This window comes from Anaerovibrio sp. JC8 (assembly GCF_002100115.1).
Classification (GTDB): Bacteria; Bacillota; Negativicutes; order Selenomonadales; family Selenomonadaceae; genus Anaerovibrio.
The window spans coordinates 1-24,006 of the sequence record NZ_ANBM01000002.1 but is presented as its reverse complement, the minus strand read 5'-3'; the positions used below and the strand labels follow the sequence as shown (position 1 = coordinate 24,006).

Annotated in this window: 21 protein-coding genes and 6 tRNA genes; 24 read left to right on the top strand and 3 right to left on the bottom strand. The window is 46.0% G+C overall.

Annotated features, from left to right (window positions below; translation table 11 throughout):
* Positions 1-15: 15 nt before the first annotated feature.
* Positions 16-582, bottom strand: a complete 567-nt coding sequence (locus tag D081_RS01800; RefSeq protein WP_085022429.1) for a hypothetical protein — start codon at positions 580-582, stop codon at positions 16-18.
* Between the two features lie 167 nt (positions 583-749).
* On the opposite strand from D081_RS01800, the gene D081_RS01795 reads away from it, so the two are divergent.
* The 6 genes from D081_RS01795 to D081_RS01770 all read left to right on the top strand — a co-directional run bounded on the left by D081_RS01795 (position 750) and on the right by D081_RS01770 (position 6,542).
* Positions 750-1,625, top strand: a complete 876-nt coding sequence (locus tag D081_RS01795) for a hypothetical protein (protein WP_143272096.1) — start codon at positions 750-752, stop codon at positions 1,623-1,625.
* Positions 1,626-1,658: 33 nt separating this feature from the next.
* Positions 1,659-2,600: a homoserine O-succinyltransferase gene (metA, locus tag D081_RS01790; protein ID WP_085022427.1), complete on the top strand. Its 942-nt coding sequence runs from the start codon at positions 1,659-1,661 to the stop codon at positions 2,598-2,600.
* A 76-nt stretch (positions 2,601-2,676) separates the two neighbouring features.
* Positions 2,677-3,378 carry a hypothetical protein gene (locus D081_RS01785; RefSeq protein WP_143272094.1) on the top strand — a complete coding sequence of 234 codons (702 nt, stop codon included), beginning with the start codon at positions 2,677-2,679 and terminating at the stop codon, positions 3,376-3,378.
* 51 nt (positions 3,379-3,429) lie between these two features.
* The gene (locus D081_RS01780) at positions 3,430-4,143 is read left to right on the top strand and encodes a DUF2225 domain-containing protein (protein WP_085022425.1); all 714 of its coding nucleotides are present in this window, start codon (positions 3,430-3,432) and stop codon (positions 4,141-4,143) included.
* 21 nt (positions 4,144-4,164) lie between these two features.
* Positions 4,165-4,836, top strand: a complete 672-nt coding sequence (locus tag D081_RS01775; protein ID WP_085022424.1) for a hypothetical protein — start codon at positions 4,165-4,167, stop codon at positions 4,834-4,836.
* 32 nt (positions 4,837-4,868) lie between these two features.
* The gene (locus tag D081_RS01770) at positions 4,869-6,542 is read left to right on the top strand and encodes a DUF4127 family protein (protein WP_085022423.1); all 1,674 of its coding nucleotides are present in this window, start codon (positions 4,869-4,871) and stop codon (positions 6,540-6,542) included.
* 85 nt (positions 6,543-6,627) lie between these two features.
* Here the strand turns inward: D081_RS01770 and serC are convergent, their stop codons facing one another.
* On the bottom strand, positions 6,628-7,719 hold the full coding sequence (gene serC / locus D081_RS01765; RefSeq protein ID WP_085022422.1) for a 3-phosphoserine/phosphohydroxythreonine transaminase: 1,092 nt from the start codon (positions 7,717-7,719) through the stop codon (positions 6,628-6,630).
* A 215-nt stretch (positions 7,720-7,934) separates the two neighbouring features.
* Here serC and serA point away from each other — a divergent pair, with 215 nt between their 5' ends.
* The 10 genes from serA to D081_RS01720 all read left to right on the top strand — a co-directional run bounded on the left by serA (position 7,935) and on the right by D081_RS01720 (position 19,366).
* Positions 7,935-9,515 carry a phosphoglycerate dehydrogenase gene (gene serA / locus D081_RS01760; RefSeq protein ID WP_085022421.1) on the top strand — a complete coding sequence of 527 codons (1,581 nt, stop codon included), beginning with the start codon at positions 7,935-7,937 and terminating at the stop codon, positions 9,513-9,515.
* A gap of 174 nt (positions 9,516-9,689) precedes the next feature.
* Positions 9,690-10,142, top strand: coding sequence for a YaaR family protein (locus D081_RS01755; RefSeq protein WP_369823982.1), 453 nt, complete (start codon positions 9,690-9,692; stop codon positions 10,140-10,142).
* A complete protein-coding gene (holB, locus tag D081_RS01750; RefSeq protein ID WP_085022419.1) occupies positions 10,142-11,161 on the top strand; it encodes a DNA polymerase III subunit delta' in 1,020 nt (339 codons plus the stop codon). The genes D081_RS01755 and holB overlap by 1 nt, the downstream gene beginning before the upstream one ends.
* Before the next feature lies 1 nt (position 11,162).
* Positions 11,163-11,990 (top strand): stage 0 sporulation family protein, encoded by an 828-nt coding sequence (locus D081_RS01745; RefSeq protein ID WP_085022418.1) that lies wholly within the window; start codon positions 11,163-11,165, stop codon positions 11,988-11,990.
* Positions 11,980-12,753 (top strand): tRNA1(Val) (adenine(37)-N6)-methyltransferase, encoded by a 774-nt coding sequence (locus D081_RS12500; protein ID WP_233127387.1) that lies wholly within the window; start codon positions 11,980-11,982, stop codon positions 12,751-12,753. Before D081_RS01745 ends, D081_RS12500 begins: the two co-directional genes overlap by 11 nt.
* 18 nt (positions 12,754-12,771) lie before the next feature.
* The gene (gene rsmI, locus D081_RS12495) at positions 12,772-13,629 is read left to right on the top strand and encodes a 16S rRNA (cytidine(1402)-2'-O)-methyltransferase (RefSeq protein WP_143272092.1); all 858 of its coding nucleotides are present in this window, start codon (positions 12,772-12,774) and stop codon (positions 13,627-13,629) included.
* Between the two features lie 37 nt (positions 13,630-13,666).
* Positions 13,667-15,616 carry a methionine--tRNA ligase gene (gene metG, locus D081_RS01735; protein ID WP_085022417.1) on the top strand — a complete coding sequence of 650 codons (1,950 nt, stop codon included), beginning with the start codon at positions 13,667-13,669 and terminating at the stop codon, positions 15,614-15,616.
* Between the two features lie 134 nt (positions 15,617-15,750).
* Positions 15,751-16,536 carry a TatD family hydrolase gene (locus D081_RS01730; protein ID WP_085022416.1) on the top strand — a complete coding sequence of 262 codons (786 nt, stop codon included), beginning with the start codon at positions 15,751-15,753 and terminating at the stop codon, positions 16,534-16,536.
* A 187-nt stretch (positions 16,537-16,723) separates the two neighbouring features.
* Complete coding sequence (locus tag D081_RS01725; RefSeq protein ID WP_085022415.1) at positions 16,724-17,491, top strand: G5 and 3D domain-containing protein; 768 nt, start codon at positions 16,724-16,726, stop codon at positions 17,489-17,491.
* Between the two features lie 183 nt (positions 17,492-17,674).
* The gene (locus D081_RS01720; RefSeq protein ID WP_085022414.1) at positions 17,675-19,366 is read left to right on the top strand and encodes a bifunctional diguanylate cyclase/phosphodiesterase; all 1,692 of its coding nucleotides are present in this window, start codon (positions 17,675-17,677) and stop codon (positions 19,364-19,366) included.
* 47 nt (positions 19,367-19,413) lie between these two features.
* Here D081_RS01720 and D081_RS01715 read toward each other — a convergent pair whose 3' ends face one another.
* Complete coding sequence (locus tag D081_RS01715) at positions 19,414-19,791, bottom strand: hypothetical protein (protein ID WP_085022413.1); 378 nt, start codon at positions 19,789-19,791, stop codon at positions 19,414-19,416.
* Positions 19,792-20,190: 399 nt separating this feature from the next.
* Here D081_RS01715 and D081_RS01710 point away from each other — a divergent pair, with 399 nt between their 5' ends.
* The 8 genes from D081_RS01710 (at position 20,191) to D081_RS01675 (ending at position 23,796) form a co-directional block, all read left to right on the top strand.
* Positions 20,191-21,501, top strand: coding sequence for an amino acid permease (locus D081_RS01710; RefSeq protein ID WP_085022650.1), 1,311 nt, complete (start codon positions 20,191-20,193; stop codon positions 21,499-21,501).
* 34 nt (positions 21,502-21,535) lie between these two features.
* Positions 21,536-23,008 (top strand): hypothetical protein, encoded by a 1,473-nt coding sequence (locus tag D081_RS01705; protein ID WP_085022412.1) that lies wholly within the window; start codon positions 21,536-21,538, stop codon positions 23,006-23,008.
* A gap of 47 nt (positions 23,009-23,055) precedes the next feature.
* Positions 23,056-23,131, top strand: a tRNA-Thr gene (locus D081_RS01700).
* A gap of 169 nt (positions 23,132-23,300) precedes the next feature.
* A tRNA-Gly gene (locus tag D081_RS01695) sits at positions 23,301-23,376 on the top strand.
* A gap of 6 nt (positions 23,377-23,382) precedes the next feature.
* A tRNA-Gly gene (locus tag D081_RS01690) sits at positions 23,383-23,458 on the top strand.
* Positions 23,459-23,515: 57 nt separating this feature from the next.
* Positions 23,516-23,592: transfer RNA gene (locus D081_RS01685), tRNA-Ile, on the top strand.
* A 32-nt stretch (positions 23,593-23,624) separates the two neighbouring features.
* Positions 23,625-23,702: transfer RNA gene (locus D081_RS01680), tRNA-Arg, on the top strand.
* Between the two features lie 9 nt (positions 23,703-23,711).
* Positions 23,712-23,796 (top strand) — tRNA-Tyr (locus D081_RS01675).
* Positions 23,797-24,006 lie beyond the last annotated feature (210 nt).

Here is a 24,006-nt window from a genome sequence, read left to right as displayed (position 1 = left end):
TATTTGTTTCCGGGATTAGTGCAATGGTGTTGGTGGCTTTGGAATGTTCAGTGCCACGGATTGTTTTATTAAAGCATTGTCACTCATGTCCTTGGAGCTGTGCTTCTGCCATACCCGCTGGAGGGTGGTGACAAAGGCACCCGGAGTGATGGAGCTTTCCAGCTGCTCCTGGACCTTTTTCTGGAGCATGGCGTGGAAATCCTTGTCTAAAGTCACGGTGCGCTGGGCCAGGAGAATTTGTAGGTTGGTGTCCACCAGATAAAGGTGCATAACCGGGTCATCCAGATCGGCAATGCATGGCTTGTTCCCCGGTGGCAGCAGATGAATGCCCAGAGGGGAGTCGCCCCAGCCTTCTTTAAAAATACCGTCTATCTTGTAGAGGAAGAACACAATCCCCTCATCTTCAAAGAGTCCCAGCTCCATGGCCCCGGTGCGGAAGGCCTCAGTGGCAATAACGTCCGTGTGGCTCAGCTGTAAAATAAACATGGCACCGTTGGAGTCTATCTGGAAAAGTCCTCCGTCTCCCTGATTTTTTATTGGTAGCGGGAATTTCTCTCCCACCTGAAAATTAGTATAACTCATGGTTTACAACCCCCTATTTGTCTGAATGCAGTTTATCATATCCTGAAATATCTCACAAGGTTAACAGGCTTATCTGTCCAAAAATACTGTTTTATGATAAAATATATAGTGCTGAAGTATTTGTATCTCTTTATGCAGTGTCAGAAGAGATTATGAAGGAGTGATATATGATGATACGCCGATTCATAGTTAGCTTTATGTGCTTGTGCAGCCTCATGATGATGTTTACCGTGGGATATGCTGCCAACGATAGTGCAGAATGGTACTGGATTTCCTCCGATGATAAATACAGTAAGTTTTATGCACCGGATAAGGTACAGGTACTGCGGTCCTTTGGTAATATAGCAGTCCAGATAAGTGCCTGGACCAAGACAACCTACAGCCCTGCCGGGGCAAAGGAGACCTTGGACAATTATGGTATCAGCGATATCAAGCCGGAGCAGCTGGCTTACAGCTTGGCAGAGGTGGAGGTAAATCCTCAGAACCGTATGTTGGCTTATATCCATGAGACCTTCTATGATCAGAATGACCAGAAGCTTTGGGAAAAGCAGTATAGTCCGGTTCGTCCCAAGGAAATGAATTCCCAGGAGTTTGATGAGGACTTTTATTGCTACATTGTGGACAGCTATTTTAAGCAAGGGGAAAATGAGCGGCGCACTGCCGGTGACCGCTGGCTTACCCTGTGGCAGGACGTGGCCGGGGATGGAGATGTTCTGTACAGCATGGCTGATACATCCACCATGCGCCTGAAGGGGCAGAATGTGATTTTCTGGGAATGGCAGGAAAAGAAAAAATCCGGCGGTGAGGTGGACAGCATTATCTTCCAGAAAAAGGCCGTGAATATTCCTATGTACACCGAAAAGGTGGTTCGGGTCATGACCTGGAATGCCAAAAACGGCTGGAAGGATATTACCAATACCACAGATGGCATGTATCACGCCATCGAAAAGGGCACCAACAGTGAAAAGGCCCTTAATGCTCTCAAAATTTACGGGAGCACGCATGAAAACTGGTTAAAGCGTTACAGCCTGGATGAGGAGTAACCGGTTTTCAATAAATGTTTTTGAGGTGATTTTGTGCCAATTAAGATACCCAATAATCTTCCGGCAACGAAGATTTTAGAGGGTGAGAATATATTCGTTATGGATTCTGACCGGGCATACAGTCAGGATATCCGCCCACTTAAATTGTTGATTTTGAACCTTATGCCCATAAAGCAGGTAACAGAAACCCAGTTGTTGCGCCTGCTGGGTAATACCCCGCTGCAGGTGGAGGTGGATTTCATTTATACGGAATCCTACGTACCTACCCATACAGCCACGGATTATTTGACTGAGTTTTATGGAACCTTTGCAGAGGTTCGCCATAAGAAATATGACGGATTTATCATAACCGGTGCCCCTGTGGAGCAGATGCCCTTCGAGGATGTGGCCTATTGGGACGAGGTGGCTGAGATAATGGAGTGGAGCAAATCCCATGCCTATTCCACCTTCCATATATGCTGGGGGGCTCAGGCCGGTCTTTATTACCATTATGGTATAAAGAAGTATGATGTGGCACCAAAGATTTTCGGTGTGTACAGGCACCATCTTTGTGTAGAAAATGAGCGACTGTTCCGGGGCTTTGACGATGAGTTCTATGTGCCTCATTCCCGCCATACGGAAATCCGCAAGGCGGATATTCTGAAGGTGCCAGAGCTTACTATAATGGCAGAATCCGATGAGGAGGCCGGGGTTTACGCCATTGCCAACCTGGAAAAGCGTCAGTTCTTTATTACAGGCCATGCCGAGTATGATCCGTTATCCCTGAAGGCAGAGTACGACAGGGATATGGCAGCTGGCATGCCAAATGTCAATGTACCAATTAATTATTATCCCGATGATGACCCTTCCCAGCCACCTATAGTTAGATGGCGGTCTGTGGCCAATCTGCTTTTTGCCAACTGGCTCAACTATTATGTATATCAGGAGACTCCATATGAACTGGATACTCTTACACCGTCTGATGATCGGGTTTAAGGAGATGTTTTCATAATTTTTTCATTTTGATGGGTTAGAGTAAACTTTTGAAGATGTATGTATGGAGGCATATTTTGTGATGAAAAAGTCTGTGTTTGTATTATTTGCAATTCTATGTACCTTGTGGACCGCCGTGGCCGGTGCCAGTCCCCAGGTGGATGAGTCTATATTTAAATGGGTCCAGTCCTCAGCCAGATGTGATTATTTCTTTAACATGCAGCAGATATGCTATGCTAAGGACAGTGAGGGCAACTATGACTATAATAAGCTGGTAGTGCCTGCCCTCAAGGTTTACGATGAGCTTATGATTAATGATGTGGTGGCCAAGCGCCGCTGGAACGGTAACTCCGTGGAGGGATTTGGCGATCTGGTAGGTGCGGCTGAGTATTATGTGATAAATATTCAGGACAAGACTGTTGATTTTAAGCAGCAGGATTTTCTGGACTCTACCTGGACCACTCTGGCAGAGAATAAGCCGGATCAGACCGTTAAGATGGAAAAACTCTCAGAAAAGAGCTTCGACTATAAGTTCTACAACAGAATCATTGATTATGCCCTGCGCAATAGGGTGAAGCTGGTACTTAGAAGCAACAGCAATGCTGATGATGAGCTTCTTGCCCGTATGCAGGCTGACCAGGACAAATACCGGGCCGAGCATAAGCCATGGGATGCAAGGGACAATGAGGAACTGGATGAGAAGTCAGCTGCCAAGTTAAAGGCGGCTATGGAGGCTCAGGGTAACGATAAGGACAAAAAGAAAAAGAAGGAAAAGAAATAGTGAGAAAAACAGTCGGTGCTTGTGGCACTGACCAAATGAGGGATGATGAGTATGTCAAATGAATTTACCTTCGTGGTGGAGAAGCAATGCCCTGTTTGCGGCAAGGAAACCAGAGTTGTAAAAGTTAAGTCCAGACTGATGATTTCCCGCACTGATGATGATTACTGCAATCATTACCGTGACTTCAACCCGTATTACTACACCATTTGGGTTTGCGAGCACTGCGGCTTTGCTGCTGATGAAAAGCATTTCCTCGCAGCATTGCCTGACAGGCACAAGGAAATGCTGGCAAAATTCCTTCATGACAAACGGGTGCGTTTTGTATTTACTCCGGAAAGAGGTCTGCCGGAGGCTATTGCCTCCTACCAGCTGGCTATTTATTGTGCTGAGGCCATTTCAACCCCGCCTTCAAGGAGCGCTGGCTTATCCCTGCGCCTTTCCTGGGTATTCCGTACTGTTGGCCTTAAGGAACAGGAGCTGGAATGGGCCAGAAAGACAGTGCAGCTCTACGAGCGTTCCCTTATGACGGAGCGTTATCCGGTGGAGAGTCTTTCAGACAATACGGTAATGTATCTGCTGGCTACCCTCTTTAACCGCCTTGGCGATCGGGAGCATTGTACCCAGTATTTGGGCAGAATGATAAACGACAAGGATCTGAAGATGACGGATAACAAGCTCTATAATGATGCACGCAAGCTCTGGCAGGATATCCGGGCAGAGGAAGCTGAGGAAAACAAGGCTCCGGAGCAGCCTGCGAAGAAGTAATCATAAAAAGGATGACCAATAGTGGATTTACCTGCAGCTATAATAGAGGCTGCTTCAAATATAGATTGGTATCAGGTGTCAGAGGTCATTGAAGATTTTGGCCCTGTGGTTCAGGTGATACAGCATACCTGGAGTCACCAGTCGTTAATGGACATTATGAATGGCAGTATTTCCGTGCCGGATTCTGTCATTAATGATGCTCTGGAGCATCGCCTGAGTAAGGAAGAGTATAATATTAAGACTATGACTGTTGCTTCCCATGAAAATGGAAAGATTGACATTAAGGCGGATACCAGAAAATTGGGGCGGATTGAGTTTTCCTGTCTTATTGAGGATATGGTACATAATACCGATGATTCCCACTTAACCTTCAAGGTGAAGGAAAGAGCCCTGAAGGATCATGGCCTGGCCTCCTGGTTCTTTTCCCGTATGTCCCTTTCCATGGTGCAGGACCTCTTTGGAAAAATAGAGGTGGAGGATATACCCACTACCATTAAGGGCAACCGGGTAACTGTGGATTTAAAGCCTGTTCTGGAGAATACGGAGCTGGCCACCACAGAGCTTAGGGGACACCGCCTGCTGGATTTGTTCAGGGTTGAGTCGGCCACTCCACATGAAGGGTATATTACAGTTCAGACCAAGGTGGATGTTCCTGATGATATCAAGGAAATGGCATTGAATGTATTGCGTTAATTGTTGAGTGAGTTTTTGATAATTGAGAGAATATGAAAAAATTATTTGTTTTATTTATATGTCTTTTATGTTTGATGGTGGCATCGGGCACTGAGGCTGCCAAGAAAGTAAGTGATAGTGCATCCAAGGGCAAGATCGTATTCGTTCCCCATGATAACCGGCCGGTATCCGATGAGATGGCGGCTGAAACTATCAGAAAGCTGGGCTACGAGGTAATTGTACCTCCTGACGAGCTGCTGGGAAGCAATGACAATATGGGGAATCCTGAAAAGCTTTGGATGTGGCTGGAAAAGAATACAACCGTGAAAAGAAAGCCAAGCAAGCTGGAACAGAAGCGTTTCCATACCGGTGGTCAGATATGGGGCCTGGACCCTAATATCAAGGCCATCGTTATTTCTGCTGACAGCATGATTTATGGAAGTCTGGTAAGCTCCCGCAAGCACAGTATTACGGAGCGGAAGCTCAAGGAACGGGTGGCTAATTTTGCTGATTACAAATATCGTCACGATGATGCCAAGCTTTATGTCTTTTCCTCTGTTATGAGGACTCCGACCTCCGGAGAAAACTCCGGGTCTCAGGAGCCGGATTATTATAAGGCCTATGGCCGGGATATTTTTCGTTATACGGCCCTTAAGGACAAGGCAGATGACAGGGGGCTCAATTCCCGGGAAAAGAAGGAGCTGGAATTCCTTCAGGAGCTGATTCCATCTGAATATCTTCGGGACTGGAATAACCGCCGGGATAAAAATTATCGGGTAAATGAGGCTCTTATTGATTTGGGCGCCAAGAATAAATTTGAGTGCCTCGTTCTGGGGCGGGATGACAATGCGGCCTGGTCCCAGACCCACATGGAGGCCCGTCATTTAAAGGAATACAGTAATTCCAAGCTGGCTGACCGGGTACAGAACATTGCTGGTATTGATGAAATGGGCCTGCTGCTGTTGACCAGGGCCGTTAATGAGATTACCGGCAGACGACCGGTGGTAACAGCTGATTACAACTGGGGCAGCGGCAAATATCTTATTCCGCCATATTCCGATGAACCGGTGGATACCACGGTTCGGTCCCATGTCAAGCTTTTGGGCGGGGAATATGTGGACAATGGCACTAACGTGGATTTGCTGCTGATGGTGAATACCCATCAGACCGGAGATAATCTGGGGGCCAACTGGTTCAGCAATGCCAAAAAGGTACGTCCTGATATTAAGACATTTGTATCCTATATGGAGCGGGCCATTAATCGTGGCGAGCCCGTAGGTGTAGCGGATGTTTCCTTTGTAAACGGCTCCGATAATTCTCTGATGGAGGAGCTGAGGGACCGGGGGATGCTTTACAAGCTCCAGTCCTATTCCGGGTGGAATACTCCTACCAACAGCATTGGCTTTGCCCTGGCTCAGGGTGTGTTGGCCAAGGATATGAAGAAGAAGGATAAGGACGAGCTTCTTACCATTCGTTATATGGATGATTGGCTCTATCAGGCCAATATCCGTCAGATGGTGAACCGCCAGCTTTCCTGGTTCAAGGATGCGGGTGTGTATTCCGAGCTGGGGGCCGATAAGGGCGATGTGGAGCGTCGGGCTACTTCCTTGATGCATACCTTTGCCGTGGATAATCTGCCTGCAGATAAAAGCGATTTTATTAAGAAAATGCAGATAACCTGTCCATGGAACAGATTGTTTGAGGTTAAGATAAGTCCTGAAAAATAAATATACGGCAATTTAAAAGCCAGTTTCCTGAACTAGCAGGAAACTGGCTTGTTTTTATGTAATTATATTGTAATTGGAGACTGGCTTACTTATTTGCCTTGTGGAATTTCTCCATGAAGTCTGCCAGCTTTTCACACCCTTCATAAGGCATGGCGTTGTAAATGGAGGTACGCATACCGCCCACACTTCTGTGACCCTTTACACCGCTGAGGCCGTTTTCCAGTGCCTCGGCTACGAATTTCTTTTCCAGCTCCTCGCTAGGGAGACGGAAGGTTACATTCATGAAGGAACGGCTGTCCCTGTCAGCATGACCCTTGTAGAAGCCATCACTGCTGTCGATAACACCGTATATCAGGTCAGCCTTTTTCTTGTTAACCTTGGCCAGAGCCTCCAGACCACCCTGGGCCTTAATCCACTTGGCAGTCTTGCCCACCATGTAGATGCAGAAGGCTGGTGGAGTATTGTACAGGGAATTCTTATTGTAGAAGGTGTCATAGCGCAGCATGGTTGGCAGAGTTTCCGGACTCTTTTCCAGCATGGACTTTCTGGCTACTACCAATACTACACCGGCAGGACCAAGATTCTTCTGGACACCGGCATAAATGAAGCTGAATTTCTTAAAGTCCAGAGGGCGGGAAAGAATATCGGAGGACATATCGGCAATCAGTGGCACATCACCGGTCTCAGGAATATAGTGGTACTCAGTTCCGTAGATGGTGTTGTTGTAGCACAGATGCAGATAAGCGGCATCATCGCTCATCTTGATTTCGTCCTGGGTTGGAATGTGCTTGTAGTCCACATCCTTGCTGGAAGCTGCGGAATAACCTACACCCAAAATCTGGGCTTCCTTGAAAGCCTTTGTAGCAAAGCTTCCGGACTGTACATAATTGCCCCGCTTTTCCTTGGTGGCAAAATTCATAGGAATCATATCGAACTGCAGGCTGGCTCCACCCTGGATGAACAATACTTCGTAATCGTCACCCAAACCCATCAGTTCAAGAATATCTGCCTTGGCCTGGTTGTGAACATCGTCATAAGCCTTGGCACGGTGGCTGATTTCCAATATGGACATGCCGGTGTTCTGGAAATTCAAAAACTCGGCCTGGGCTTCCTTTAATACATCCAAAGGCAGCATTGAAGGGCCTGGATTAAAGTTATATATACGATTTGCTTCCATGGGACAACCTCCTAAAAATATAAAGTAGTATTGTTTAAAACGTCTATCCTTAATTTTACATCAGAAAAAGGAAAAGGGTCAAGGAAGTTTGTGGTACTGTTACAAAAAGTTTTACTCCAGAATACACTTGATTTTTTGGTGTAAATAAAATATGATGTAGGGTATAGTGAAATGAATATATATTATTCTATTCTTAAAATAACAGGAGGCTTACCATGAAAGTATTAATTGCAGATGGCGTTTCTCAGATGGCGGTGGACATTCTTAAGGATGATTATGAATGTGTTATTAAAGACAAGCTGCCAGCCGAGGAACTTTTACAGATTATTCCAGAGTTTGACGCTTTGATTGTCCGGTCAGCCTCCAAGGTGACTGCTGAGGTTATTAATGCCGCCACCAATCTGAAGATTATTGGCCGGGCCGGTGTTGGTGTAGATAATATTGATGTGGCGGCTGCTACTGCCCGGGGCATTATCGTTATCAATTCCCCAGGCGGCAATACCAATGCCGCTACTGAGCATACCTGTGCCATGATGCTGGCCATGGCCCGCAATATTCCAATAGCCAATGAGACACTGCAGAAGGGCGAGTGGAATCGCAAGCAGTACACCGGCGTGGAGTTAAAGGACAAGACCCTGGGAGTTATCGGCATGGGCCGTATCGGCAGTGGCGTGGCAAAGAGAGCCTTGGGCTTTGAAATGAAGGTTATCGGTTACGATCCTTATATTAATGAGGAACGGGCCAAGGATATGGGCGTTGAGGTTGGTACCTTTGACGATGTTATTGCCAAGTCTGACTTTATCACTGTGCACATGCCTCTTACTGATACCACCAGAGGCATGATTAACAAGGAAGTTATGTACAGGATGAAGAAGGGGGTTCGCCTCATTAACTGTGCCCGTGGTGGCATTATCGTTGAGGAAGACCTGCGGGATGCCGTGCTTGACGGTCAGGTGGCCGGAGCAGCTGTGGATGTATTTACCAGCGAGCCTATTCCGGCAGATCATCCGCTTTTGGGTGTAAAGAATATCTTTGTTACCCCTCATCTTGGTGCATCTACTGTAGAGGCCCAGGTAGGTGTGGCTGTTGATGTGGCTCAGGGTATCAAGGCAGCACTCCGGGGTGAGCCTGTTATGACAGCAGTTAATATGGCTCCTGTAGACAAGTCTGTAATGCAGGTCATTGCCCCTTATTTCGATTTGGCAGAAAGACTGGGCTGTGCTGCACGGGCTTTGGTAGAGGGTGGCATCAAGAAGCTGGAGGTTACCTACAACGGTGAGATTGCCGATGTGAGCACCCGTATGATTACCACTGCTGCCCTGAAGGGAATTTTGAGTGCAGAGCTGGATGATGTTGTAAACTTCGTCAATGCCCCTGGTCTGGCCAAGGACCGTAATATTAAGATCAGTGAGGTTAAGAACAAGAATACTGAAAGGTTTGCCAATACCGTTACTGTCCATGTAACTGCCGGCAAGAACCAGACTGTAAGCATTATGGGTACCCTGTTTGGGGATAAGGCCCGCATTGTACAGATCGATGATAACAGAGTGGATGTGGCTCCGCGCCGTTGCCTGCTCCTTTGCCCTCACAACAACCGTCCGGGCGTTATCGGTCAGGTGGGCTCCATCATGGGCGCAGCTGGTGTAAACATTTCCGGCATGCAGGTTTCCACCACCGGCAAGGAGGATGTAAACCTGATGATTCTTACACTGGACAGTGAGGTTCCGGCTGATGTGCTGAAGCTCATTACCTCCATGGAAGAAATTTTCGATGCCAAGATGATTATGTTTAAATAAAAAAAGACATATTTGACGCCAGAGATTTGTGTGATAACATATTTCTCTGGCATTTTTGTTTTAATGGGAAAATGACCATGACTTTTGTTGCCATGAGCCACAAAACTAAGTTATAATCATAATAGGTATGTATACTTGTAAATATTGTATTCTACTTTTTATGGATAACAGGTGATTAATATGAAAATAGAAGGCTTAGGTACCAGAGGAACAATGCCTGCCATGGGCAGCAGCTCCAATCGAAAAGCCAATGCCATGGAATCTGATTTTTCCTCCGAGTTTGAGGATCAGCGAAGCAGTGCTTCTCATGAACAGCTGCAGCGCCTTTTGGATCAGATTGATGAGCAGGGGGCCAAGCTTACAAAGACTCCTACATATGATGAGCTCATTGAATATCGCAGTCTCATCAAGAATTTTGTGGGAACTGTTGTCAGCCAGATGTATGATGTCAGCACCCAGTCAGGCTGGGACCGTATGGGCCGTCAGAAGGTGTATACCACTGTGCGGAAAATTGATACGGAGCTGGAAAGCATGGCGGAAAAAATTCGCCTGGGACAGTCTGACCAGCTGGATGTGGTGGCCAGCCATGATGCCATCCGTGGTATGCTGGTAGACTTATATATGTAATGAACATTTCTTGGAATAATATTACAGGTCACAAATCTAATATTGAACGCCTGACAACCCTTTGCAGGGAGGATATGGTGCCCCATTCCATGCTGTTTTGCGGCATTGATGGCATAGGCAAGAAGCTGGCTGCCCAGGCTATGGCGGCCACTCTTTTATGTCATAATCCTGTTGAGGGTGCGGCCTGTGGGGAGTGTCCCTCCTGCAGGGCCCTTTTGGCCGGAACTCACCCGGATTTTTTTACTGTGGAGCCGGAGAGAAAAAAAGGCAATGCAAATATTGTCATTGATTCTATTCGTGAAATGCAGGGGAAAATCGCCAGGGTGCCTATTATGTCGAAGGTACAGGCGGTGATTATTGACGATGCCCAGACCATGAATGAGGCGGCTGCCAACAGTCTGTTGAAGACCATTGAGGAGCCAGGGGGGCAGGTTTATTTTATTTTGGTGACTAATTCACTTATGGCCCTTTTGGACACTATTATTTCCCGTTGTATGCGGGAGGAGTTTGCCGGATTGAGTTCTGAGGATATCAGTACCGTGCTGGTGCAGCAGGGAGTGGCTGAATATCAGGCCAATTACCTGGCAGCCTTTGCAGATGGCAGTGTCCGTCACGCCATGCTCCTTAATGATGAGGAGGGGATTGCACTGCAAAAGTCAGCAGTGGAGTTCTTTGAAGCCTGTGTCAATCATGGGCTGGACATGGAAAAGGTATGGAGCGAGGGCAGCAGGCTGGGGGCCATGGGCAAGGAAAATAAGGCAAGGCTTAAGCAATGGTTCAGCTTTTTGTCTATGGTTATCCGTGATCAGCTGGTACTGTATAGTGGCAGTGAGGTCAGCCTTTATAATCAGACAGATATCGCAAGAATAAATCAGCTGGCTGGTCAGCTTTCACAGAACCGGCTGATTGCTATGCTTAAGCTGGTGCGGGAGTATCAGGGGAGACTTAGATACAACATAGTCCCGCAGCTGATGGTGGAAAGCTTTATTATAAAAGTTAAGGATTTATTGGAGGATTAAGGTGCAGACAGTAGTTGGTGTTCGCTTTAAGCGGGCTGGAAAGATATATTATTTTAGTCCGGGAAAGCTGGAAATTGAAACAAATGATGATGTTATTGTGGAAACCGCCAGAGGTATTGAGTATGGTACTGCTGTAATCGGTCCCCGTGAGGTTCCGGACAGCGATGTGGTGCTTCCACTGAAGGAAGTGCTTCGCAAGGCCACTGAGGCCGATAAAAACAAGGTTATTGACAATGGCCACAAGGAGCAGGAGGCCTTTGGCATCTGCGAGGAGAAAATCCGTGCCCATGGTCTTCCTATGAAGCTGGTGCAGGTAGAATATACCTTTGATGTCAACAAGATTATATTCTACTTTACTGCTGATGGCCGTATTGATTTTAGAGAGCTGGTAAAGGACTTGGCTGCCGTATTCCGTACCCGTATTGAGCTTCGTCAGATCGGTGTGCGGGATGAGGCAAAGCTTATGGGGGGCATTGGCTGCTGTGGGCGTTCCCTTTGCTGCCATACCTTCCTGGGAGAGTTTGAGCCGGTGTCTATCCGTATGGCCAAGGAACAGAATCTGTCCCTTAATCCTACCAAGATTTCCGGTATCTGCGGCCGTCTTATGTGCTGCTTAAAGTACGAAAACGAGTGCTACTGTGGCAAATCCCAGAAGCGGATTAAGGTGAAGCCACCTACTCAGGGCTGCAAGGTAATAACAGCCGAGGGTGAGGGCAAGGTTATTAACCTAAACCAGCAGCGCCGGACTGCTACTATCCTTCTGGATAACAGCAAGACTATTGTGGCATCCTGGGAGGATGTAATCGAGAAGGACGAAGATGACATTTGATAAGGAGGCCCATGGGGATATGGAAATTGAACTGGGGCCTGATGAACGACTGGATGATTTGCTGCTGGGCGGCCGAAAAATAATCCAAAATACCAAGGAGTTCTGCTTTTCCATTGATGCGGTGCTGTTGGCACATTATCCCAAGTACCATACAAACTGGCGGGTTTTTGACCTTGGTACCGGTACTGGAGTGATGCCTCTCCTGATTGCAGATGAGGTGAAGGAGGTTCATGGACTGGAGCTTAATCCGGTAATGGCAGAGCTGGCCCAACGAAATGTGCGGCTGAATCATTTGGAGGAGAAGATTACCGTTCAGCAGGGGGATTACAGGAAAATTCGCGAGCTGTATCCTCCGGAATGCTTTGATTGTGTTATTGCAAATCCACCCTATCGTCCATTGAATCAGGGCACCCTAAGTGCTGAGGATGGTGTGGCCAGGGCAAGGCATGAAATTACTGCTACCCTTGAGGATGTGGTAAAGGCTGCCAGATATCTCCTGAGATTTCGGGGGAAGTTTGCCATGGTACATCTGCCGGAGCGGCTGGGGGAAATCATTGTGGCCATGCATGAAAATCAGATAGAAATTAAGCGGTTGCAGCTGGTACAGCCTAAGCCCGGCAAGCCTTCCAACCTTATGCTGGTGGAGGGGATTGTGGGGGCAGTGCCTGGTGGCATGAAGGCTGAGCTGCCTCTTTTTGTGCATAATGACGATGGGAGCTACACTGATGATATTTTGCGGATATACAATATGAAGCAGGATTAAAAAAGGAATGACGCATTTATGTCAGAGGAAAGCAACAAAAAAATAGGTATGCTGTATTTGTCAGCTACCCCAATTGGCAATTTGGAGGACATGACCTACAGAAGTGTGCGGATACTAGGTGAAGCGGATTTGATTGCCGCTGAGGATACCAGGCATTCCCGCAAGCTGATGTCCCATTTTGATATACATACACCTCTTACCAGCTACCATGAACACAACAAGCTGGAAAAGGGGCCGGAGCTGGTGGAACGGATGCTGGCGGGAGATACCATTGTTTGTATCAGCGATGCGGGCCTGCCGGGAATATCTGACCCTGGAGCTCATTTGGCTGAATTGGCCATTGAGTCGGGGGTTCAGGTAAGTCCTTTGCCAGGAGCCAATGCGGCATTATCCGCCCTTATATGCTCAGGACTTGATACTACGGCCTTTACTTTCTATGGCTTTTTGCCAAGGACAGGGAAAAAGCGTCGGGAGCTGTTGGAACGCATTTCCAAAAGTCCTGAAACATTGATTTTTTATGAGGCACCCCACCATTTAAAGGGGACCTTGGAAGATTTAATCAAGGCGTTAGGAGGCCATCGTCGGGCAACAACAGCCCGGGAGCTAACCAAGACCTTTGAGGAATTTAACCGCCGTACCTTGGGTGAGTTAAAGGAATATTATGATGAACGTGAGCCCAAGGGTGAGTTCGTCATTATAATAGAAGGCTTTGATGCGGATAATGATATTTTCGCTGAGCCGGAGCAGCAGCTTAGTCCCGAGGAAATGGTGGCCAAGCTGGAAGCTGAGGGCATGGGCCGTAAGGATGCCATGCGGGAAGCTGCAAAGAAGCTGGGAATCAGTCGCCGTGATGTTTATCAGGCACTGCTAAAATAAATAGAATTTATAATTACACTTTAGGAGGCATTCTTTCGTGAGTAATAAGAGCTTTTACATAACTACACCAATATATTATCCAAGTGCCAAGCTGCACATTGGTCATGCGTACTGCACCACTATTGCGGACGCTGTGGCCCGTTATCATCGCTTGGCCGGGGATGATGTATTTTTCCTTACTGGCAGTGATGAGCACGGCCAGAAAATTCAGGAAAAGGCAGAAGCTGAGGGTATTAAGCCTATCGAATACACTGACAAGATTGTGGCAGGTTTCCAGAACCTCTGGAAAATGCTGAATATTTCCAATGATGATTTTATCCGTACCACCCAGCCACGCCATGAGAAGGTGGTTCAGGAGATTTTCCGCCGTGTTTACGACAAGGGCGATATATATAAGGGCTCCTACAAGGGGCTGTACTGCACTCCATGTGAGAGCTTTTGGACTGAGCTGCAGCTTGATGAGAATGGCTGCTGCCCTGATTGCGGCCGTCCTGTTAAGGAAGTAGCCGAGGAGGCATATTTCTTCAAGATGTCCAGATATGCTGACAAGATTTTGCAGTATATTGAGGATAATCCTGAGTTTATCCAGCCAGTATCCCGCCGCAACGAGATGATTAATTTTATCAAGCAGGGACTGGACGACCTTTGCATTTCCCGTACTTCCTTTGATTGGGGCATTCCTGTGCCAATAGATGAGAAGCATGTTATTTATGTATGGTTTGATGCTCTGACCAACTATTTGACTCCAATTGGTTTCCTGGATGATCCTGAAAAGTTCAGGAAATTCTGGCCTGCCAATGTTCATCTGGTGGGCAAGGAAATTGTGCGCTTCCATTCCATTATCTGGCCTTGCATTCTCATGGCTCTGGATTTGCCACTGCCTAAGCAGATTTATGGCCACGGCTGGTTGGTGGTGGACGGTACCAAGATGTCCAAGTCTTTGGGCAATGTAATTGACCCTATTGAGTTGATTGAGAAATATGGACCAGATGCTATCCGTTATTTCCTGCTTCGTGAGATTAATCTGGGACAGGATGGCAACTTCTCGGAGCTGGCATTGGTGCAGCGTATTAATTCCGATTTGGCCAACGACCTGGGTAATCTGCTGCACCGCAGCCTTAACATGGTGGGCAAGTTCCAGAATGGTGAGGTATTGGCTCCTGAGGGCCGGTCTGAAATTGATGAGTCCCTCATTAATGAAGCCCATGAGGCAGTTAAGGCCTTTGATGATGGCATGGCCAATATGAAAATCAGCAATGCAGTGAAGGCTGTGTGGGCATTTATCAGTAGGGCCAACAAGTACATTGATGAAACTGCACCGTGGGCTTTGGCCAAGGATCCTGCCAAGAAGCAGGAGCTGGCCAATGTAATGTACAATCTCATTGAGTCCATGCGTGTTATCAGCGTAATGATTGCTCCGTACATGCCTGTAACTGCTGAGAAGGTTTGGCAGCAGCTGAACATTCCGGGGGATTTCAAGGATGTCCGTATTGATGATATCCGTAACTGGGGCGGCACTCCTGCCGGTATGCATATTGGTGAGGCGCAGCAGCTGTTCCCACGTATTGAGCTGGACGAAGAGGATAAGGCCAAGACTCAGGCTCCAAAGAAGGAAAAGCAGCAGCCTAAAAAAGACAAGGCTGAGAAGAAGGAGGCACCAGCCGGGGATGGCCTCATTACCATTGATGACTTTGGCAAGGTGAAGCTGCAGGTGGTAGAAATTGTGGAGGCGGAGCCAGTTCCAAAGGCAGATAAGCTCTTAAAGCTCATTGTGGACACGGGTGAGGCAAAGAGACAGGTGGTATCCGGCATTGCCAAGCATTATGAAATAGACCAGCTTATTGGCAAAAAGGTAATTTTGGTGATGAATTTGAAGCCTGCAAAGCTCCGTGGTGTAGAATCACAGGGTATGATTTTGGCTGCAACCAAGGGGGATGACCTGGAGGTTGTCACTGTGGATATGCCAGTGGGCAGTATTGTTAGATAAAAAATATTTTATGGGGGTTGCTGCGTTTTGTGGCAGCCCTTATTTATATAGGAAATTTCTTGAAAAAACATTGTAATTAAAGTGGCAAAATTAGAGCAAAATTTTGAAAAAATTATTTTGGAGAAATATATAATATGAAAGAAAATATTTTAATTGATACACATGCTCATGTAAATAGTGAAAAATTTGACCAAGATAGAGGAAAAATTATTACCAACGCTATCGAGAATGGCGTGGGGGCAATCATTAATTTGGGCGACACCATAGAATCATCTAAACACGTGTTGGAGCTGGCTGAAGCCTATGATATATGCTATGCTGGTGTTGGCGTACACCCTGAGGAAGCCTTTGAAATGAAAAATGATGATTTTGATAAATTGTCAATTTGGGCGAAAAATAAAAAGGTTGTCTGTATCGGGGAAATCGGACTAGATTATTATTGGGAAAAAGATCCGGAAAAAAGAGATTTACAAAAACGTATTTTTATTCAGCAGCTTGATCTGGCAAGACAGCTGGACTTACCGGTGTGTGTCCATAACCGGGATGCCCACGGAGACACCATGGAAATACTGAAAAAAGAGGGTAAGGGCATTGTTGGTGTTATGCACTGCTATTCAGGCAGCCTGGAAATTGCCCGGGAACTGGTGAAAATGGGCTGGTATATTGGAGTGGACGGTCCCCTCACCTTCAAAAATGCGGCCAAGCTGCCGGAGATTGTGAAAGATATTCCTCTGGAAAGAATTTTGGTGGAAACGGACTGTCCGTATATGGCTCCTGCACCTATGCGGGGAAAGCGCAATGAACCGGCTTTTGTTAAGTTTGTGGCGGAGAAATTGGCGGAACTGAAAGGTATGGATTTTGAGGCTGTGAAAAGGCAAACCACAATTAATGCCAAGTCACTATACACAAGGCTTAAATAAGCCATCAAGGGCAAAAATATACCAATGTGGGAGACGGCTGCTATTTTGCAGCCGTTTTTTCATATTATTTTCATGTTTGGAGTATAATATTACCCCCAAAGTGGTGATTGAGAATTTCTAAAATTTGACAAAGCAATTTTTTGCTGATATACTAACAAACATGTTTTCAGAACAAGGGAGGAATTGAATGAATTTTGACAAGTCCCATGTCCGATGTATCCGGGATTTCCGGTTCCTGATATTCATTGGACTGCTTACTGTGATGACCATGGTAACAGGTTTTGTGTCCCAAAGACATGTGACAATTTCCGTTGATGGTCAGCACATTGAGCTAAGCACTCCATATCACGTTGTGGATAATATCCTTTCTCAGGCTGGTGTCATCAGAAATGAGAAGGATGTGTATAAGATAACTGCTGATGAAAATGGCAATGAGGTCATCAACATCAGAAGAGCTGTACCAGTTGTTGTTGAGTACAAGGGCGAGCAGAAAGAGCTGCTTACTGCCAATGCTACTGTAGACGACATCATGATAGAGCTTGGTTATGTAGGTAACAGATATAAGATTGATAAGGCCGGAGAAACAGACGTTGTAGCTGGTATGCACATAAAGGTTACTGATGTACCAGTTGTTCCGGTAAATGTAGTAAATACCCCACAGGGGTCCATGACTTACAAGAGTCATTTAACAATGGAGGCCACAGCATATATTCCAAGTGATGGTGGCGGCAGCGGTATAACTGCTACCGGCATGGTTGCACAGCATGGAGTAATCGCTGTTGATCCAGATGTGATACCGCTGGGAAGCCGCGTGTTCATTCCGGGATATGGAATGGCAATTGCCGCAGATACCGGTGGAGCTATCCGAGGCAATAGAATAGACTTGTGCATGAATACTTATCGTGAGGCCATTAACTTTGGCCGTGGTACTGTAGAGGTGTACATATTAAACTAAAACCGGAGATTGTTTCCTGAAGGGAAGCAATAGGAAGCGGGGATTAGTAAGGGTAACAACGGCCTTTACTATTCCCCGCTTTCTATTTTTGCAGGTAAAATGAAATATTGCTAAAAAGTAGTATTTGTTTTACAATAATAGTTATCAATAGTTAATAAACGTTACGATAAATGGGGCTTTGTTATGGCTTTAAGAGTAGGAATAGATAATCTTCAAAGAGCAACTGAAAAATTAATAAAGCGTCTGTTTACCGAGGGAGTAGTGGATGCCATAGCCGATGTGCTGGATGATAATGTAGTGGGCTTCAGCCCGTCGGATCATTATTATTTCCGCGGCAGCTGGGAAGTTAAGAGGTTCCTGCAGGGAGAATATGAGCGGTTTGCTCCGTGCAACATCAGCAAGATCCGCAGCCGGCAGTTTATCCGGGAGGGGCAGCTTTCCATTGAATCCCATGTAATCATGACCAGCCTGCAGCAAAGAAAGCTGCTGCTTTTAAATATCAACACCATGTACCGCATGGTACCGGATGGCTTCATGATTAACGGCATTAATATGGCTCTGGACTATGACCGGGAAAAAACCTACAAGGTTTTGACAGAGACTGCCATGGACGATTTGGAATTTTTGGCGTCCTATGACAGTGCTACCGGCCTTCTTAATCGTGAGGCTTTTTGTGCCCGGGCGTCGGATATGATGACGGACTATCCGGAGAAATCCTTTGATATCCTGCGCATCAACATTGAGAGGTTTAAGGTCATTAATGAGGTATTTGGCGAGCATCAGGGAGATAAGCTGCTGAACTATATAGCGGGCTTTCTTAAGAGTATTGACCTGGAGCTGTGTCTTTCGGCCAGACTTTATGCCGATAACTTTGTGGTTTGCTTTGAATCTGGTGAGGGCGATGCAGAAAAGCTGATTTATACCATGCAGATAGTGGCCAATAGCTTTGAGATATCCCATCGCACGGTACTGACCTTCGGGATATATCATGTTGATGATAAGAGCATACCTGTCAGCACAATGATTGAGAGGGCTAATATGGCCCTGAATCAGGCAAAGGGCAATCATGTGATGCCTTATTGCTTATATGACAACAAGATGCGGGACCAGATGCTTTTGGAGCAAAAAATAGTCAATGAGTTTGATGCCGCATTGGAGCACAGGGAATTCAAGCTGTTTCTTCAACCAAAATATGATTTGGTTACCAAGGACATCATAGGAGCTGAGGCTCTTGTACGCTGGATTAAGTCAGATGGTACCAGTGTGATGCCTTCGGTGTTTATACCGGTTTTGGAAAAGAATGGCTCCGTTTATTCTGTGGACCGTTACATTTGGGAGGAAACCTGCAGGAATCTCCGGAGATGGATGGATTTGGGGAAGGAAGTTAAGCCGGTTTCTGTAAATGTATCAAGAATAGACCTGTATGATCCGGAGCTGATCAATGTATTGGTGGGGCTTACGGGGAAATATAACATTCCTAAGCATCTGCTGGAGCTGGAAATTACCGAATCGGCCTATACAGATGACCCGAGGATGATTATGCAGGTTACGGAATCCCTCCAGAATGAAGGATTTCTGATTCTTATGGATGATTTCGGCAGCGGCTATTCATCTCTGAACATGCTGAAGGATATTCATATAGATATATTAAAGCTGGATATGGAATTTTTGCGGAGCACCGACCAGACCGGCAGAGGAGGCAATATTCTCAGTGCCATGGTTCAGATGGCGGGCAGCCTTAATCTCCACACTATTGCCGAGGGGGTTGAGACTGAGGAGCAGGCAGAATTCTTAAAATCCATTGGCTGTAATTGGGTGCAGGGATATTATTTCTCTCAGCCACTTTCCGTAGAAGAATTTGAAAAGCTTATATAATAAAAACAAAAACTGTAGCAGGCTTGATGCTTGCTACAGTTTTTTGGTTACAGCATGTCTTTCAGCTGATTGATTTTTCGTTGGTGGGCCTTAATGGCAAAATCCATTCTGGCATTTTCTTCTTCGGAGAATTTGCCGCTGTCAAGGGATTCCTGAATTCGTGCAGCCCGGTCCTTCAGATCCTTTATCTCATCCTCCAGAGGCTTCTTATCCTTCAGGGCGATGCCATAAATGGTGTGGATGTTGTCAATAATGTGCTGGGCGTAGCCTCTTTCTGCAGAAACGGCTTCCAGATAATTAGCTATCTCATAGAGAATATCATAAGGACTGGCAGCCTGCTGGACCATTTCCAGCATCTTCATCTTGATGTCTTCCTGCATACCGTGGGCCATATCTATAAGCTGCTGATTGTTATTTTCTTCCATAAAATGTCACCTCTGAAGGTAATTAAAGCATAAGCGGATGTATACATCAAGAGGTTATTTATTTCTAAACTGAAAATATGTTATAACTCGGCTGTTGCCTCGTTGAAACGCTAAGAGGAATATTTTTCCATTTCAAAAAATGGAAAAATGTGAACAATTGCGTTATAATACTATTTGTCATTTGCCACACACTTATCCACAGAAATTGGGGAAAAGTTGGCAAAAACATGGCTGATTTTTCGGGTTATCCACTAAGTTATTCACAAAAAGGGGTATTCTGTGCATAACTTATTAACAATATCCACAAGAAATTGGCTGTGAGATAATGTTCAATTTTAGGAGTTGGGTTAATTGGAAAACAAGAATCTTAAACGAGGCTTGAAGAACCGGCACCTGCAAATGATGGCACTGGGGAGTGCTATCGGCACAGGTCTTTTTTATGGTTCGGCCTCAACTATTGCCCTTACCGGGCCGTCAGTTATGCTGGCATATCTGGTAAGCGGCATAGTAATTTATTTTATCATGCGTATGCTTGGGGAAATGTCAGTGCATGAGCCAGTGGCAGGTTCCTTCAGTTATTATGCCACCAAGTACTGGGGGGGATTCCCGGGCTTTTTGGCAGGCTGGAATTATTGGTATTGTTATATTATGGTGAGTATGGCAGAGATAACTGCCGTGGGTATATATGTAAATTACTGGTGGCCTGATGTGCCTCAGTGGCTGTCAGCACTTATTTGTCTTATTGTAATTACGGCGATTAATCTGGTTAATGTAAGTGCCTATGGTGAGACTGAATTTTGGATGGCCCTCATTAAGGTAGTGGCTATTCTCAGTATGATTCTTTTGGGAGCTTATCTTATTATTACAAATCCTTTGGGCTATCCTGACAATATCAGCAATTTGTGGAGCTACGGCGGATTTATGCCAAATGGAGTATGGGGCCTGGCTATGGCCTGCGTTGTGGTTATGTTCTCCTATGGTGGTATTGAGCTTTTGGGTATTACGGCCGGTGAAGCAGAAGATCCTGACCGTTCCATTCCAAAGGCTATCAACCAGGTTATCTGGAGAATTCTGATATTCTATGTGGGCACCATGTTTGTGCTCATGTGCCTGTGGCCTTGGAACCAGGTGGGGATGGAGTCTTCTCCGTTTGTACAGATTTTTGATAATGTAGGTATTCCGGCGGCAGCCCATATTCTGAATTTCGTTGTGCTGTCAGCTGCGGTATCTGTTTATAACTCCGCTATCTACAGTAATGCCCGTATGCTTTACGGCTTGGCTGAAAAGGGAGATGCACCTAAGGTGTTTATGAAGCTGTCCTCCCGTGGCGTGCCAGTAATTGGTACTCTGGTATCATCCTGTATAACCCTTATTATTGTGGTTATGAACTATCTGTTCCCAAGCCAGATATTTATGTATCTTTTTGCGGTTGTGGTCATTTCTGCAGTTATAAATTGGGTATGCATTACCCTGACTCACATGCGGTTCAGAAAGTATTGCGAGGAAAATGGTGTTCATTCCAAATTCAAGTCTGTACTTTATCCGCTGACCAACTATATTAGTATGGCATTTTTGGTGGGGGTAATTGTAATGATGACCCAGATTCCGGATATGCGAATGGCGGTTATTGCACTTCCTATCTGGCTGTGTATTCTTTATGCAGGCTACCGTTTTAAGATGAGCCGGGAGAAAAAGGGCAGCGTGGAATAATATATAATTTTGGGGTATTTTAGGGGATTTTACTATGTCAGAGAATTTATCAATTTATAATAGAATAAAAGAGGCATTGCTGCCGGATGGCACCCTGCCTGATGATTTTGTGCTCCGTCAGTTGCCGGAGCAGGGGCTTCGTTTTGCTGATGGTGCTATTGATGGCACTGTCCGCTATCATATGGGACCTACCAAGAATCCGGATATCAGTGCCTTGACACTGGTGCTGGAAATGGCTTCCCAGGAGCGTTTTAAGGATTCTGTTAACGCACTGCTGACTCATTTCCAGGCAGGAGGCGTTATGCTGCCTGTTATGGATGCTCTTCAGGATTGGGTATTTGAACATCCGGAGAAGCTTTCTCCGGAGGCACTGGGCCGTTTTTGCATGACCCTGCTGGTGCAGAGTGAGGATGTGGAATCCGTAAAATTTGCCATTACTATTCTGGAGCTTCTTGACCGTGAGGAAAGCCAGGAACTGCGGGATATTCTGCTGGTATTGGCTGCATCTGAGGAGCTGACATTATTCTGTCTGTTCCTTTTGAGTACCTTTGAGGATGGCAATGCCCTGATTTATTCTGTTGCCAAGCGTCTTAAGGGCTGGGGCAGGATTCATGCCGTGAGCATGCTGAAGCCTGAAAATGATGAGATGGCCCAGTGGCTGTTGGAGGAAGGCTGGAAGAATGAGATTATGCCGGAATATTCTGCCATTGTAGCCATTAAGCGGGGCGGGCTTTTGGAAAAGCTGTCTGCTGATGATGCAACCAAAGAGGATTTTGTATTGGCGGGTCAGCTTATTGGTGCCTCTTTGGAGGATAATCCGATTCCGGGACTCAGTAAATACAAGAAAACCAACGAGTTGCTTACTGCGTATTTCAATTTGGCGGACAAATACGCAGAGGAGCTGGAGGATTACAGTAATATTTTTGATATTCGGGACTTTTTGGAGAAAAGCGAGCTGGCAGAAAAGGGCAGTTTGCTGAATAGTGCCGCTGTAATTCTCGATTCCAAGGAGTGTATTGATTGTGTAGAAGCGTCCATGGATGCAGGTGAAGGCTTCTATCTTGGCAAGGCATTGGGACTTGACTATGCTGATCGGGCTATGGATACCCTGCGTCATGATTGGCAGACCAAGTATGATATGATTGACCTGCTGCTTCCGGAAAAACAGTACGTGGATGAAATCATTGAGCTCTTTGAGGATGAACTGCCATTGGAGGATATGGCTTCCGGCCCGGAAAATGAAATGGGCAATGATGAGAAGTTTGCCGATTATGGTATATTGTCTTATGTTATTCAGGGGCTTCAGGCTGTTCCGGGCAAGGGTGAGAAGCTTATTTGTGCAGGACTCTATTCTCCAGTTATAGGCACAAGGAATATTGCCTTAAATACTGTTGATAAGTGGAGAAAGTCAGACTTTCAGCTGACCAGTGCCATGGAATCAACCCTGTTGAAGCTGAAGGACAGTGAAGTAAATGAGCAGACCAAAAAACGGCTGGAAAAATTCTGATAAAGGATTGAAAAGCTATTGGTCATGCTCTATAATGTATTAGTGTCGCTGACATAGCACAGTTGGTAGTGCATCGGATTCGTAACCCGAAGGTCGCCAGTTCGATCCTGGCTGTCAGCACCATTGAGTTTCAGGGCTCCCGTCCATGCGGGGGCCTTTATTTTTCAAGCTAAAGGATGAAAAATAAACTTTTTTGAAAAAAGTGTTGACAAGAAAAGCCGAAAACAGTAGAATATGTTTTGTCAGTCAGCGAAACGCTGGTGCGGGAAAGCTGATGATAACTACATAAAATGCGGAAATAGCTCAGTTGGTAGAGCATCACCTTGCCAAGGTGGGGGTCGCGAGTTCGAGTCTCGTTTTCCGCTCCATATCATGCGGAAATAGCTCAGTTGGTAGAGCATCACCTTGCCAAGGTGGGGGTCGCGAGTTCGAGTCTCGTTTTCCGCTCCATAAAGTTTGCGATTCTCGCATTGGTTAACAGTGCGAGATTTTCTATCAGTAAATAAAGGGCCTATAGCTCAGTTGGTTAGAGCAACCGGCTCATAACCGGTCGGTCCCAGGTTCAAGTCCTGGTGGGCCCACCATTTCACTGATCAAGCAGCATAACCTTTAACATGACTCAGTAGCTCAGCTGGATTAGAGTACTTGACTACGAATCAAGGGGTCGGGGGTTCGAGTCCCTCCTGGGTCACCATATTATATTGGGTAGGTGCCCGAGTGGTTAAAGGGAACGGACTGTAAATCCGTCGCCGTAGGCTACGATGGTTCGAATCCATCCCTGCCCACCATTTTTCTTTTAAAAACTAAGTCAAATACAGCTTTAAAAATAGTTTTAAAAAGTGCTTGACAAGATAGGTTTTAAAAGATATACTAAACAAGCTGACTCACGAAGTTGAGGCTTCTGAGAAAGCGGGTGTTCTTTGAAAACTAAACAATGCAATGAGGAATCATGCACACATGATTCAAGCCAGATGATGGTACTACTTTTCATAAAGTAG

Excerpts from the sequence above, each read along its gene's own strand:
- D081_RS01705 (WP_085022412.1), top strand. The coding sequence starts at position 21,536 with ATGTCAGAGAATTTATCAATTTATAATAGAATAAAAGAGGCATTGCTG.
- D081_RS12500 (WP_233127387.1), top strand. The coding sequence starts at position 11,980 with ATGACATTTGATAAGGAGGCCCATGGGGATATGGAAATTGAACTGGGG.
- rsmI (WP_143272092.1), top strand. The coding sequence starts at position 12,772 with ATGTCAGAGGAAAGCAACAAAAAAATAGGTATGCTGTATTTGTCAGCT.
- D081_RS01715 (WP_085022413.1), bottom strand. The coding sequence starts at position 19,791 with ATGGAAGAAAATAACAATCAGCAGCTTATAGATATGGCCCACGGTATG.
- D081_RS01770 (WP_085022423.1), top strand. The coding sequence starts at position 4,869 with ATGAAAAAATTATTTGTTTTATTTATATGTCTTTTATGTTTGATGGTG.
- serA (WP_085022421.1), top strand. The coding sequence starts at position 7,935 with ATGAAAGTATTAATTGCAGATGGCGTTTCTCAGATGGCGGTGGACATT.
- D081_RS01710 (WP_085022650.1), top strand. The coding sequence starts at position 20,191 with ATGATGGCACTGGGGAGTGCTATCGGCACAGGTCTTTTTTATGGTTCG.
- D081_RS01725 (WP_085022415.1), top strand. The coding sequence starts at position 16,724 with ATGAATTTTGACAAGTCCCATGTCCGATGTATCCGGGATTTCCGGTTC.
- D081_RS01800 (WP_085022429.1), bottom strand. The coding sequence starts at position 582 with ATGAGTTATACTAATTTTCAGGTGGGAGAGAAATTCCCGCTACCAATA.
- D081_RS01720 (WP_085022414.1), top strand. The coding sequence starts at position 17,675 with ATGGCTTTAAGAGTAGGAATAGATAATCTTCAAAGAGCAACTGAAAAA.
- holB (WP_085022419.1), top strand. The coding sequence starts at position 10,142 with ATGAACATTTCTTGGAATAATATTACAGGTCACAAATCTAATATTGAA.
- D081_RS01780 (WP_085022425.1), top strand. The coding sequence starts at position 3,430 with ATGTCAAATGAATTTACCTTCGTGGTGGAGAAGCAATGCCCTGTTTGC.
- D081_RS01730 (WP_085022416.1), top strand. The coding sequence starts at position 15,751 with ATGAAAGAAAATATTTTAATTGATACACATGCTCATGTAAATAGTGAA.
- D081_RS01795 (WP_143272096.1), top strand. The coding sequence starts at position 750 with ATGATGATACGCCGATTCATAGTTAGCTTTATGTGCTTGTGCAGCCTC.
- serC (WP_085022422.1), bottom strand. The coding sequence starts at position 7,719 with ATGGAAGCAAATCGTATATATAACTTTAATCCAGGCCCTTCAATGCTG.